We start from the raw sequence: 12,516 nt of genomic DNA, 5'->3' as shown, positions 1-12,516 counted from the left end.
AAAGCGCTGGTCATAGGCCAGTTGGTCACTGCCCGTTCGGAGATGCCCGAGCGGGCAGTACGCATTTTGTACACATGGTTTCGATCACGCTCCGGTCGTGAGTGACGCTTTCAGCTTCGCGACAGCGGCGGCGCGGCCCTGGTCGAGCACGTCGGCGACCTCGTCGAGCCGATCCGGGAACAGGTGGCCGTACACGTCGAGCGTCATCGCCGCCGACTTGTGCCCGAGCATGGTCTGCACGACCTTGACGTCGGCGCCGGCCGCGATCGCCAGTGACGCCGCGGTGTGGCGCAGCTTGTGCGGCGTGATGCCGAGGTCGCCGAGCCCGGCCGCCTTGACGGCCTTGTCCCAGTCGCGCCGGCGGAAGTTCGGGTATCGCATCGGTCCGCCCTCGGGCGCGGTGAACAGCAGCTCGTCGCGGCCGCGGCCGACTGCGAGCGGCCGCAGCTCGTCGGCGAACGAGCGGGGCAGCGGCACCGAGCGCTTCTCGTGATTCTTGACCGGCCCGAGTTCGAGGTTCCCGTCGACGTCGCTGTACGCCTGCACAATGCGGATGCGCCGCTGTTCGAGCTGCAGACGGCCGACCTTGATGCCGATCGCCTCGCCCCACCGGATGCCGGAGTACCCGAGCACCAGGACGAACGTCCGGTAACGGCCGGCGGCGTGCGCGAGCTGTTCGAGCTGCTCGTGCGACAGATAGACGTGATCCTCGTCGTCGTCCGTCCGGGGCAGGTCGTGATTCGTGACCGGGCTCGCCGCGATGCGGTGCGTCCGTACGGCGTGCTTCATGACGCCGCTGAGGACGTAGTACGCCTTTGTGATGCGGGCCGGGCTGAGCTTGCGGCCAGCCGCGCCGGGCATGGTGCAGAGCTCGTTGACCCACTCGTTCACGTCGGCCCACTGGATCGCGCCGACCTGCCACTCACCCCACTTGGGCAGCACGTACAGGTCGAGCAGCTCGCGGTAGTCGTCTTTCGTCCGGCGCCCTTGCTTCCGCAGCGAGCCGTGCCACTCCTCGGCGACCACTCGTAGCGCGGTCTTCGCCGACTGTGGATCACGGTACGAACCCCTGCCGAGCCGCTGCGTGATCGCGTCCTTCTCCGCCTCGGCCTGCGGCAGCTTCGCGAAGGTCTTCGCCTTCGGCTTGTTGTCCGGGCCATACCACCGCACCCGCCACCGGCCCGGAGCCTGCCGCTTGCTGCCCTCGCGCTTCGCCGCCTGCCACTTCTCCACAGCCTGTTGATAGTCGGCATGGTTGGCTCGGTCCTCGATCCAGACCCTAGCCATCGGCACCCCCAGAGTCCTTCTGCTGCTCCCGCTCGTATTGCGCAGCCGTCGATCGCGAGTGGTCGTCTCGCTGCTCGTCCTGCAGCTCGACGAGCCAGTGCGGCAATCCGTGCAGCCGGTAGTGCGCCGTCACGGCGTACAGCGCACGGCCGGCCGCCGCTGTGCCCCGCTCCTTCGGCAGCTCGATCGGCCCCTCGCCGATGCCCCAATGCCATGCCGACAGAGCGCTGAGCGCCGCGGTGCCGGTTACCTCGATCGTGTCGTTTGCCTCGGTGTCTACCGGCAGCAGCAGCGCGAGCGGTCCGACGCCGAGAGCAGCCGACAGAGCGACCAGGTCGTCGACATCGACTCGCCGCACAGCGCGGCCGTCATCCTGCGCACCGTTCTCGATCTTGTTGAGCGCATCGGCACTGAGCGGCCGTCCGCGCTCCTTCAACTCCGCGGACAGAGCACGCAAGGTGAGCCCTCGCGCCTCCCGCAGACGCTTCACATTGGCGGCCACAGTCCGCCCGGTCGGTCCCAACTCGATACGTCCTGTCGTCATGATCCGGACGTTATCAGTCGAGCTTTTCTCGACAGAACCCCGGATCTTGCGGACCGGGATCATCCCGGTTACGCTCCACATCATCACGGACTATCCCGCGATGATGCAAGTCTTCATCGCGAAAATCTCGACAGGGGTTCTCATGGGAACGGAGAGGCTCACGCCCGCTCAGGCGGGCGAACTCATGGGCGTCAGTCCGCAGACCCTCGCCAACTGGCGATGGCTCGGCATCGGGCCGGCGTACATCAAGCTCACGCCCGGCCGTGGCGGTCGGATCCGCTACACCCGCTCTGCGGTCGAGGCGTGGCTGAACGAGCGCACGACCGCAACAGGAGCAGCGGCGTGAACAACGACAACGACAGCGCCCCCGGCCTGCGGGAACAGGTCGCGGGGGCGGATGACTGCCTGCGGGGCGCGTCACCGGACATGGTGCCACACGGCGCCGCATGGCGGCAGGCACTCGTTGCCGCCACGGAAGCCACACACCGGGGGTTGCACGTCTTCCCGATCGGGCGGACCAAGATGCCGGCGATCCGCTCGCCGCACCGCGACGACCCACCCGGCACCCCGAAGTGCCGCGGCGAGTGCGGCCGCCCCGGACACGGCGTGTACGACGCCACCGACGACGAGCACCGGCTCGCCGAGCTGTTCGCCGCCGCGCCACACGCCACCGGATACGGCATCGCCTGCGGCCGCGGCGAACACCCGCTACTGGGTGTCGACCTCGACCGGAAGAACGGCGTCGACGGCGTCGAGGCGCTGCGCGACCTCGCCGACGAGCACGGGTTCGCCGTGCCCGAGACGATCGTCATCGCGACGCCCTCGGGCGGACTGCACCTGTGGTTCATCGGCCCGGCCGGCGCCGCGGTGCAGAACAGCGCGAGCAAGCTCGCACCGGGCATCGACGTCCGCGGATACGGCGGGTACCTCGTCGGCCCCGGCTCATGGACGCCGAAGGGCGTATACCGGGTCGCCGCGATGCATCGCGTCGCGCAGGCGCCGCTCGCCCTGGTCGACCTGATGACTCCCACACCCGTACAGCGGCTCGCAACGACCGCTCGTCGACCGGCACCAGGGCGGCACCGGTCCGCCGTACTCACCGGGCTCGTGAAGTTCGTGCTGCAGGCGCCCGAGGGCGAGCTGAACAACCGCTTGTACTGGGCAGCCTGCCGCGCGTTCGAGACCGGCGTCGACCCCGACGCCGTCGCGCGCGCCCTGATCGACGCCGCGGTGTCCCTCGGGCACCCCGAGCGTGCCGCCGAGCGCACGGTGAGCAGCGCCCGCAACGCACCGACAAGGAAGCGCGCATGAGCAAGGACGACGACGACAACATCGACGAGAAGGCGCGCGAGATCCTTCGGCGCGCCGGCCTCGCCGACGAGGGGAAGGGGCGCGGCCCGTCGCAGGCGTCGCAGCTCGTCGCCCTCGCTCGCGAGCGCTACGAGCTGTTCATGTCCGAGGACGGACGCCCCTACGGCGTGAAGCAAGACGGGCCGAACATCGCGCTGCCGCTGCGCGGGAAAGCTGGCCTGCGTTCGCAGCTCGCCCGTATCTACACCGACGAGAACGACGGTTCGGTGCCGTCGCAGTCGGCGCTCGCCGACGCGATGACCGTGCTTGAGGGTGTCGCGGCGGCCGCCGACCCGCGAGTGCCCCACCTGCGGGTTGCCCGGCACGGCGACGAGATCGTCGTCGACCTGGCGACGTCGGACGGCCGTTGCGTCATCATCGGGCCGGACGGATGGCGCCGTGAGCCGCGCTCGCCGATTCTGTTCCGCCGGTCGGGTGCCATGAAACCGCTGCCCGAGCCGCTCGCCGACGGCGACGGCCTCACGAAGTTGCGCGAGCTGCTCAACACCAGTGAGGAGGGGTTCCGGCTGCTCGTCGCATGGCTGGTCGCCTCGTTCATTCCCGATCTGCCGCACCCGATCCTGACGTTCCGCGGCGAGCAGGGCACCGGGAAGTCGAAGGGCGCGGCGATGGTGATCGGAATCATCGACCCGTCCGGCGCCCCGAAGCGGACGGCGCCGCGCGACGTGAAGGCATGGGCGACGCAGGCGTTCAACTCGTGGGCGCTGTGCCTCGACAACGTCTCGATCATCGCCGATTGGCTGTCCGACGCGCTGTGTCGGGCGGTGACCGGCGACGGCATCGTCGACCGCGCGCTCTACACCGACGACGACGTCGTCGTGCTGGAGTTCCGGCGCGTCCTGGCGATGACGACGATCGACGCCGGCGCGCTCGCGGGCGACCTCGCCGAGCGGCTGCTGACGATCGAGTTGAACCTGATTCCCGACCACAAGCGGCGCGAGGAAGCTGAGTTGGACGCGGTGTACGCCGAGGCTCACGCCTCGATCCTTGCGTCGCTGTTCGATCTGCTCGCGCAGGTGCTCAAGGTGCTGCCTGAGGTGCACCTCACGGAGCGCCCGCGCATGGCGGACTTCGCGCGGATCCTCGCCGCAGTCGACCAGGTGCAGGGCTGGGACACCCTTCACTCGTACAAGTCGAGCGCCCGTGACGCCGTCGCCGACGTCCTCGACGGCGAGCCGTTCGCGCAGGCGGTCGTCGCCCTGGTCGACACGGCCGGGGCGGACGGCGTGACCTTGACGGCGCAGGAACTGCTCGATGCGGTGCAGACGCCCGAGCGGCTGCCGAAGAAGTGGCCGAAGGACTCGACCCGCGCGGCCGGCCAACTCAAGCGGCTCGCCCCCGCGCTGCGGACGATCGGCGTCAACGTCGACGACTCGCAGCGACAGCCGAGGGGTAACCGATCGCGTCTCTACCGGCTCACGTCATCAGAGAGTAGGCGCAAGACAGCACCCGCAGCGCCCACAGCACCCGCAACCGGGTCTGATCAGCAGGAACGCGCGGGCGCTGCGGTCAACGCGAGCACCCGCAGCAGCGAACGCAGCACCCGCAGCGGGCGCTCGGCGGGCGCTGCGGGCGCTCGTGCGGGCGCTCACCTCAGCGCAGCACCCGCAGCCGACACCCTGCCTGACGTGCCCGAACACGGGCCTGCGGGCGCTACGGGCGCTGCGGGCGCTAGTTCGCAGCCACTCTCTGATTCCTTGACCGCCCTGTGCGACGAGTGCGGGTTCCCTATGGCTCGGATCGAGCCCGGACAGACCACACATCCCACCTGCGGCCCGGCCGCAGCCTGACTACGGAAGGCACGACCATGACCGAGACCAACGCCGAGCGCGACCCGCTCGACATCACGCGCGAAGCCATCCCCGGATTCCGCGCCGTACAGGCCGCGGACGCCGCGCTGCAGCAGCGTCTCAAGGAACTGCGCTCGGGGAGCGGCGCGCAGCCGGTCGACCTCGGCGCCGACGCGTTCGCCGCGCTCATTTCTGGCAAGCCCGTACCCGACGACCTCGGGCGCCGCGCGTGGGAAGCGCAGCAGGCCGGCGAGTTCCGTGCGGCCGAGCTGCAGATCCTCACGGGCATCGAACGCCGGCTGCAGAACCACGGCGAGAACACGGTCAAGGCAGGTGCCGACGAGGGCCTGCGCGCTCTGCGCCCCGTCCTCGACGAGCTGCTCGACCAGGCGCGGCCGATGGTGGCAGCGCTGCACGGCGTGCACGACGCACAAGGCGCCATCGATCGCGGCCCGGATGCCGTCGCCGCCTGGTCGGGGATGGCCGCCATCGTGACGCGCTACAAAGCCATCCGGGACGCACAGAAGACAGTCGCTCGTATGGCGATCGGCGAGAGCCTCGGCACGAAGTTCGGCAGCGTCGGGTTCGCCTCTGTGTTCAACGTCTGGTCCGAGATCGAGAACGTCGCCGAGCTGTGGCCCGAGTGGACGCCCGGCGGCGACTCGACCGTCCGACCGCCGTGGCCGGTCGTCTACCAGCAGCGCCCGTTCGAGGTGCGCCACGACCGCGAGTGGGTCATGTGGCTGCTGTCCACCCCGCAGGTTCGGCTGTGGGTGCCCACCATCGGCGAACTCAAGAAGGCGTGGACCACGCAGCGCGAGGACGCCGCGGCCCGCGGCGACGCCGGCGACAGCGAGCGAGTCGAGCATCGCGGCAAGCGCCCGGTGCGCGTCCGCGGCGGCGACGGCTCCGAGTGGAGCGAGTACCGCAGCGCCTGACCACGGCGCTCACGACCAGGAAGGGATACACCCATGAGCAACGCAGAGCGCACGCCCCGGAGCCTCGCCGACGGCAGGGCCCTGTACCGCAAGTACATCGGCCCGCTCGCCGGCGACGGCCCGGCCGAAGAGTTCGCCAGGCTCGACGACACCCGCGTGAACCGCATGGTCCTCGCGAACGCGGCCGCGCGCGGCGGCGAACGCGGCCGAGCGGCCCGTGCCCAGCTCGACAAGTGGGAGGCCGGCGACTCGTCGGCCGCCTGACAGACCAGGCGTCAAAGTCACCCCGCCCGCTGTTCGGTCAGTTCCGGCGAGCTGGGAGCCATGGACACGAGCACTGCGCATGGTGCCCTGACTGTCCAGCGCCACCCCGAGCGCCCCGTCGCCATCCCGGCCGGCGGGGCGCTCTGCTGTGCGTGGAACGCTTTTAGGTCCCTGACCAGGCACGATGCGAATCGGCGACACGCCGAAGTGATAGGCGGGCGCCTGCCGGGTTGGGGGTTCGAATCACTCCGGACGGCGGCGATCAAGGCCACAGCAGGGCGCTACGCAGCGGGAAAGGGCGCTGCGCCGGTTTCCCCAGACCCGTACAGAACGACGCCCACAGCACCTCCCGGGGCGAAGATCGGGGGGCGGGGGGAGTCACCCCCCACCCCTCTCGGCGCACTTGCGGGTCACGGTGAGCACGGTCAACCGGCTGATGCCCTGTACCTGCGAAGCGCGCGGCAGAGGCGCCACAGCACACGATGCACGCCGCAGCCGGCGGCGGCCGTGGCGCAGACGGCGCACTGCGAGCCGTGGTCGAGGATGGCTCGGTAGACCTCGGTCCAGTCGACGCCAAGCTCGTCGAGTGTGCTCCGCTGTTCGCTCACGACGTCCTGCCCCTGCCGTGATGGCTGCGGATCTCGACGTTGAGGTCGCTCACTCTCGACAGGTCGCCCGCTGCTCGCGCCTCGGTTCGTTGCCGGGCGAGCGCTCCGCAGACGTCGCAGCCGGTCGGCGGCTCCGGTTCTTCGAGCGGGAAGAGACTTGCGACCCGGTCGCTCACGATCTGACGTGTGGTCATGGTCACAGAATGTCGCCGCAACGTCGCCCTGCGCGGCGTCGTACGCGGTGTCATTTCGGCGTCCGACAGGACGACATTCCGGTGTCATTCCGCAGGCGGAAGGTCTACCGTTGATCGCATGTCCACACCGAACAGCACCCTTCGGGCGGTCCGCATGGGGCTGCTCATGTCACAGGACGAGTTCGCCCGAGCCATCCGCGAGGCGGGAGACCAGGCCGGGCAGCCCAACGACGCGTCGAAGCGGCTTGTGCAGCGCTGGGAGAGCGGCGACACGGCCGCGCCTCGGCCGGTGTACGCCCGCGCTCTGCAGGCGGTCACGGGCCTGCCGATCGAGGCGCTCGGCTTCACCCTGCCCGTGCCGGTCGCTCGCGTCGCCGACGACGGCCACGGCGGGCACGACCTCGAAGACTCACCCGTCGGCGTCCCGGCCGCGGCCGGCGCCCCGACGGCACAGCCTGCGTCTGCGCGCGGGAATTACTCGGGCGTATGGCTGTCGACGTACGAGTTCTACTCGTCGGGTCGGGGCGACACGTTCGTCGGGAAGCACTACGTCGTGTTGCTGCAGCACGGCAACCGGCTCACGGCGCAGAGCCTGCCGGGCGCGTCTCTCAACCCTGACAGCCCGCTGTCGCTCGATCTGCAGCTCGACGGCAACACGGTCACGGGCACGTGGACCGAGCAGACGGCCGCGGACGGCTACTACCGGGGCGCCCGCTACTTCGGCGCGCTGCAGATGCTCGTCGAGCCGACGGGCCGGCGTATGGCCGGGAAGTGGGTCGGGTTCGGCAAGGAATTCGACGTGAACACGGGGCCGTGGGAACTGCGGCTGATGGACGCGTCGACGAGCAAGGCGACGTTGGCGGAGTACAGCCGGCGGCCCGAGGGCTGAGCATGACGACGGCCCCCGTCCGATGGTGGACGGGGGCCGTTCGTGTGTCCGGGGAGGGAGGCGAGGCGGTGGGCGATCGGCCGCCGATTGAGGGTGTCGACGCCCGCTGCTCCCCCGCCTCCCTGGACTCCCTACGGCACCGTTGCCGCAGGTCGGCCGGGGGAGGCAGGGGCAGGGATGCCGTCGGGGAGAACTCCCCGAGGTCGAGGTGCCTCCCTACTCGTCGTCGGGCTCGTCGACGTCCTCGGCGAGCCGCTCAAGGATGGCGTCCTGGACTCGTTCGCGTGAGACGACCTGCACCCCGTTGGACTTGTACGGCTGTGCGCCGTACGGCTCAAGTGCGCTCTTGAGGTCGGCGAACGTCCACCCGCGGTAGGCGGCCGGGTTGCGCTCGACGAGCCGCTGCAGCACTTCTTGCGTCCGCACGCGTGTCTCGTCGCCGAGCACCGCGGCGACGTCGGCGAGCTGGTCGACGGGCTCGAACGTGCGCTGCGGTGCGTGGTCGACGCCGGCGTACAGCTCCATCGCTCGCGCGACGACCGGCGTCACCTCGTCGGCGCTCTCGTCCTTGCGGACGTAGTACGAGCGCACGACCTCGAACGGGTTCTTGGTGAAGCCGACCGTCACGGCCGTGCCGATGTCCTCGCCGGGAATCAGCGTGGTCGCGGTGATGCCGGCCTTGTGCTTGCCCGAGCCGAGCAGCCCGTCATTGGCGACGTGGTCGCCGACGGCGAACGCGACGCGGTGCGAGGTGTTGCGGGTGACGTCGCGCGGGATGCTGTCGGCGGTCGGCGACACCGTGACCCAGATCAGGGTGATCCCGACCTTGCGCGCTTTCTTCATCACCTTGACGGCGAGTTCGGCCGCCTCGGCGCCGTACTTCTTGTGCATGAACAGCTCGTGGCACTCGTCGAATACGACGACCTTCGGCCGCATCCGCGGGTCGCGCTGGGCGAGTTCGCGGGTGAGCCGCACCGAGTCGCCGCCGAGTGATTCGAGCAGCTTGCCGCGCTCGGTGACGTCGTCGCGCAGGTTCCGCAGCGCGTGCAGCGCCGCCTCGATCTGTTCGTCTTCGTCGCCCTTGACCAGCGTCCGCAGCCGCGGGCGCAGCGGGTCGTAGTCGACGTTGTACGCCATGACGTACGCCTCGATGTCGACGAGCGGGTCGAGGATCGCGCCGAGCAGTAGGGCGATGACCAGCGACGACTTACCCGAGCCCATGATGCCGCCGACCAGGTAGTTCGCGGCCATGAGCTTGCCGACGACCTGGTCGCCGCGCTGCGACACGGCGAGCGGCACGCCCTTGAAGTAGTCGGTCGTTCCCTCGGCGAGCAGTGGCCACGGCGGCACAGCACCCGAGAGCGAGCCCTGATCGGCGACCCACAGATCGAGGACGCCGGGTTGGTTCTTCGGCTCGGTCGGCCATACCTCGATCGGCTTACGCAGCAAGTTGTGCGCAAGCACGTTCTTCCTGTCGTTGACCATTTCGACCGTGACGCCGAGGGGAAGCTGCAGCTGCGAGTGCCACCCGTTGCCGAGCCGGGTTGTCGGCGACACCCATCGCGCCTGCCACCCTTCCTTGAATGCCTTGTTCAGCGGGGCGACGCCGAGGTGCTGCAGGGCCGTGAGGATCGCGCCCTCGTCTGGCACGACGTCGCGCTGCGCTGCATCCGCGGGCAGCGCCCACAGGGGCGCGGTGTTCCGTGCCCGGCCGGTCGCCCACACCGCGGTGAGGGCGAGCCACGGCAGCGACACGAGCAGCGGTTCCCAGACCACGCCGGCGATGAACGCGACCCACTGCACGAGTTCGATCACGCCGTTGATCGGCGTCAGCACGTCGTGCACGTCGTGGTTGGCGTAGGCGAGCAGAGCGCCGGCGAACAGCAGCAGCGCGGCCGCGGACGCGAGTGCCGAGGCGATCGCCTTCGGTGCGGTAAGCACGAGCTGCAGCAGCTCCATACGCCGCTTGTGCCGCGCGGCCCGGTAGGCGTGCCCGCGCGCCTCCCACTCCCGCATCGCGTCCTCGTTGCCCGCGGCCTCGGCGATGCGCAGCAGCCGCTCGTACCGGGCGGCGGTGCGGCCGTCCCAGGTACGGCGGCCGAGGATGCGGGCGCCGCCGACGACATAGGCGCCGTGGCGGACGACGACCCGATATGCGGTGTGTTCGCGCGCCTCGACGACGACCCGGCGCAGCGAGTCGACGCGTATCCGACGGCGGGCGCGTACCCGGCCGGCGGTCGGCTGCGGTCCGGTCTCGACCGCGGGCGTACTCGGTGTACTCGGTGCCTCGCGCGACTCGGGTACGGGTGTACTCGATCGGGTGTCTGTCGTGGGTACCTCAATATCCGTCATGCTGGTCACTCCGGTTGCTGTCATGGGTGATCGGAGGACACGGGGCGGCCGCTGTACCTTGCCGGGTACGGCCGCCCCGTGGCGTACCTACTTGCGCTTGCTGCGGGCAGCCTCGCGGGCTTCTGCCCGCTCGCGGATGCGGTCGGCCTGCCGCTCCAGGGCCGCGGTCGACTTGCCGTAGGCGCGGCGCCGCTCGATACGGAGACCGAGCGCGATGATCTGCGCCAACTCGCGGGCGCTGTACGGGTCGTGCTTAGAGACCGGCATGGTCACTTCCCCCTCAGGTAGTCGCGGTACAGGCCGCGCAGGATGAGCAGGCAGGCGGTTGCGCAGACACCGCCGACGGCGACCGCCACGGCGACGAGTGCGAGGGCCGCGGCGAACAACGCGGCCGCGGCGCCGCCGGCGACCACGACGCCGCCGATCACGAGCCACTTGCGGGCGTCGAACGGCTGCGGCGGTGCGGCTGGCGGCTGCTGCGGCTGCTGGTTGAGGAGCTGCTGCGCGGCGAGGATCGCGGCGATCTGTCGGGTCAACTCGGTGTTGTCGGCCGCCTCGACGGCGTCGCGGGCCGCTTTCACGAGGTCCTCGTTCACCGCGCCCACCTCCGCACGCCGCGGCGTACCCGGCGGGCCATGAGTCCGGCGCTGACCGCGACGACGACCGGCTGCGCGACGACGGCGACCAGGTCGCCGACGAGCGCGAGCAGCGGCGGGAAGGCGAGCAGCAGCCCGAGCAGGGCCCCCAGGAACAGCGGCTTCATGCCCGCACCCCCTGCCGCGCCTGGTCGTCGACGAACGCGCGGAACGCGTTCTGCAGCGCCTCGGCGCGCGCCTGCCCGCACCGGAGTCCAGCCTTGATGCTGCGGATCGACGGCACGTCGCCGGCGAGCAGCTCGGCGCGGAACTGCTGTGCGCTCTCGCCGAGCCCGAACGCTGCGAGCGGGTCGGGCTCGACGTCGGGTACGCCCGGCTCGGGCGCCTCGGGCACGTACTCGGCGTGCACCTCGGCGCGGGTACGCGGCCGCTCGGCGGCGAACGCCTGCCGTACCTCGACCGGCTCGGGCCGGGTGACGATCGGCAGCAGCCGCACCCCGTCGGGTACGACCTCGGGTACGGGACGGGGCAGCGCGGCACGCTCCGGTCGCGCCTCGGGTACGCGCTCGACCTCGACCGGCTCGGCGTACTCGACGACCCGCTCGACGACGGGCTCGGGCACGTCGTGCTCGCTGCGGGCCAGTGCGTGAGTGCGCCACAGGGCGACCGGCACGAGCAGCGAGACGACCGTGACGAGCCGCAGGGTCACGTGCACGACGCCCGCCTCAAGCGCGTGTGCGGCGACCTGCGCGGCACCCATGAGCACCAGCGACAGGGCGACGTCGAGTGCCCGGAACCACTTGAGCGCGGCGATCACGTAGCAGTCGATCGACAGCGGCAGCATGACGGCGATCGGCGGCCGCGCGCCGAGCCGGCGCGCGAGTTCGTACTCGGCGATCGCGGTGTACGCGAGCCCGGCCGCGGTCGACATCCGCCGGATCCACGTGCGGGAGTCGTCGACGCTCACGAGCGCTCACCCGCCTCGACGTCGACGGCCCGCAGCAGAATGCGCAGAGCCTCGCGGATGGCGCCGTGCGCCTGGTTGAGGGCGAACGAGTCGCCGTGGTCGACGTCGGCGTAATCGGCGAGCAGACGTCGGGCGATGCGGGCGGCGACGTCGAGGTCGCTCGGCTCACGCAGCCGATCGCGCACGCTCTCGGCGGCCGCGCCATACAGGGGCACACGAGTCTCGTCTGCCTGCCGGCTGCTCTTGGCGAGCCGCCTGCGCATGCCGCGCAGCTTCGGCAGGAACGCCTCGACGTCCTCGATCAGTTGGTCGACGCCGTCGACGTCGAGGTCGGCGCCGGTCGCGTCGTCGCTGAACACGCCGACGGACGGGCCGTCGTCCCCGTTGAACAGCATCACGCCGAGTGCGGCCGCGCCGCCGAGCTCGATGCGCGCCTCGGCGCTGCACCAGGACGGGCAGGCGCTGCGGGGCGACGGGATGCCGTCGAGCGCGAGCGGGGTCACGGTGTAGGGAATCGGCTGGTCGACGGGCCAATCGATCGCGGATACGGTGTGGTTCACGGTCTGGACTCCTTGTATGGAAGGGTCCGGCCGTAGGCGCCGCCACCATGTCTCCGCATGCGGCGGCGCCGCCCCGTTTCTCGTACGTATGCCGTACACATGAGGACGGGAGAGGCCGGGATAACTTGGGATACGGCAAGATGCCGTTTCCGCAGG

The 12,516-nt window shown here is 70.5% G+C and carries 15 protein-coding genes; 6 read left to right on the top strand and 9 right to left on the bottom strand.

Going from position 1 to position 12,516, the window contains the following annotated elements:
- Positions 1-84 precede the first annotated feature (84 nt).
- Positions 85-1,287: a tyrosine-type recombinase/integrase gene (locus tag ACFUO4_RS28940; RefSeq protein ID WP_383490431.1), complete on the bottom strand. Its 1,203-nt coding sequence runs from the start codon at positions 1,285-1,287 to the stop codon at positions 85-87.
- Complete coding sequence (locus ACFUO4_RS28935) at positions 1,280-1,918, bottom strand: helix-turn-helix domain-containing protein (protein WP_383490428.1); 639 nt, start codon at positions 1,916-1,918, stop codon at positions 1,280-1,282. The genes ACFUO4_RS28940 and ACFUO4_RS28935 overlap by 8 nt, the downstream gene beginning before the upstream one ends.
- Before the next feature lie 55 nt (positions 1,919-1,973).
- On the opposite strand from ACFUO4_RS28935, the gene ACFUO4_RS28930 reads away from it, so the two are divergent.
- The 5 genes from ACFUO4_RS28930 (at position 1,974) to ACFUO4_RS28910 (ending at position 6,194) form a co-directional block, all read left to right on the top strand.
- On the top strand, positions 1,974-2,177 hold the full coding sequence (locus ACFUO4_RS28930; protein WP_383490424.1) for a helix-turn-helix domain-containing protein: 204 nt from the start codon (positions 1,974-1,976) through the stop codon (positions 2,175-2,177).
- A gap of 80 nt (positions 2,178-2,257) precedes the next feature.
- Positions 2,258-3,142 carry a bifunctional DNA primase/polymerase gene (locus ACFUO4_RS28925; RefSeq protein WP_383490747.1) on the top strand — a complete coding sequence of 295 codons (885 nt, stop codon included), beginning with the start codon at positions 2,258-2,260 and terminating at the stop codon, positions 3,140-3,142.
- The gene (locus ACFUO4_RS28920; protein ID WP_383490421.1) at positions 3,139-4,992 is read left to right on the top strand and encodes an ATP-binding protein; all 1,854 of its coding nucleotides are present in this window, start codon (positions 3,139-3,141) and stop codon (positions 4,990-4,992) included. Before ACFUO4_RS28925 ends, ACFUO4_RS28920 begins: the two co-directional genes overlap by 4 nt.
- A gap of 17 nt (positions 4,993-5,009) precedes the next feature.
- Entirely contained in the window at positions 5,010-5,930 is a 921-nt protein-coding gene (locus ACFUO4_RS28915) for a hypothetical protein (protein WP_383490418.1), read from the top strand.
- Positions 5,931-5,963: 33 nt separating this feature from the next.
- Positions 5,964-6,194 (top strand): hypothetical protein, encoded by a 231-nt coding sequence (locus ACFUO4_RS28910; RefSeq protein ID WP_383490415.1) that lies wholly within the window; start codon positions 5,964-5,966, stop codon positions 6,192-6,194.
- Positions 6,195-6,798: 604 nt separating this feature from the next.
- Here ACFUO4_RS28910 and ACFUO4_RS28905 read toward each other — a convergent pair.
- Positions 6,799-6,996: a hypothetical protein gene (locus ACFUO4_RS28905; protein ID WP_383490412.1), complete on the bottom strand. Its 198-nt coding sequence runs from the start codon at positions 6,994-6,996 to the stop codon at positions 6,799-6,801.
- A 118-nt stretch (positions 6,997-7,114) separates the two neighbouring features.
- Between ACFUO4_RS28905 and ACFUO4_RS28900 the strand changes: the two genes are divergently transcribed.
- Positions 7,115-7,885, top strand: a complete 771-nt coding sequence (locus ACFUO4_RS28900) for a helix-turn-helix domain-containing protein (RefSeq protein WP_383490409.1) — start codon at positions 7,115-7,117, stop codon at positions 7,883-7,885.
- Positions 7,886-8,101: 216 nt separating this feature from the next.
- Here the strand turns inward: ACFUO4_RS28900 and ACFUO4_RS28895 are convergent, their stop codons facing one another.
- The 6 genes from ACFUO4_RS28895 to ACFUO4_RS28870 all read right to left on the bottom strand — a co-directional run bounded on the left by ACFUO4_RS28895 (position 8,102) and on the right by ACFUO4_RS28870 (position 12,360).
- The gene (locus ACFUO4_RS28895) at positions 8,102-10,237 is read right to left on the bottom strand and encodes an FtsK/SpoIIIE domain-containing protein (RefSeq protein ID WP_383490406.1); all 2,136 of its coding nucleotides are present in this window, start codon (positions 10,235-10,237) and stop codon (positions 8,102-8,104) included.
- Positions 10,238-10,324: 87 nt separating this feature from the next.
- Positions 10,325-10,504, bottom strand: a complete 180-nt coding sequence (locus ACFUO4_RS28890; RefSeq protein WP_383490403.1) for a hypothetical protein — start codon at positions 10,502-10,504, stop codon at positions 10,325-10,327.
- 2 nt (positions 10,505-10,506) lie between these two features.
- Complete coding sequence (locus tag ACFUO4_RS28885; RefSeq protein ID WP_383490400.1) at positions 10,507-10,833, bottom strand: hypothetical protein; 327 nt, start codon at positions 10,831-10,833, stop codon at positions 10,507-10,509.
- Positions 10,830-11,000, bottom strand: a complete 171-nt coding sequence (locus tag ACFUO4_RS28880) for a hypothetical protein (RefSeq protein ID WP_383490397.1) — start codon at positions 10,998-11,000, stop codon at positions 10,830-10,832. The genes ACFUO4_RS28885 and ACFUO4_RS28880 overlap by 4 nt, the downstream gene beginning before the upstream one ends.
- Positions 10,997-11,800, bottom strand: a complete 804-nt coding sequence (locus ACFUO4_RS28875) for a hypothetical protein (RefSeq protein WP_383490394.1) — start codon at positions 11,798-11,800, stop codon at positions 10,997-10,999. The genes ACFUO4_RS28880 and ACFUO4_RS28875 overlap by 4 nt, the downstream gene beginning before the upstream one ends.
- Positions 11,797-12,360, bottom strand: a complete 564-nt coding sequence (locus ACFUO4_RS28870; RefSeq protein ID WP_383490391.1) for a hypothetical protein — start codon at positions 12,358-12,360, stop codon at positions 11,797-11,799. The genes ACFUO4_RS28875 and ACFUO4_RS28870 overlap by 4 nt, the downstream gene beginning before the upstream one ends.
- Between the last annotated feature and the right edge of the window lie 156 nt (positions 12,361-12,516).

The sequence above is a fragment of the Streptomyces sp. NPDC057280 genome (genome assembly GCF_042668605.1).
Classification (GTDB): Bacteria; Actinomycetota; Actinomycetes; order Streptomycetales; family Streptomycetaceae; genus Streptomyces.
This window is presented reverse-complemented; position numbering and strand designations above follow the sequence as displayed.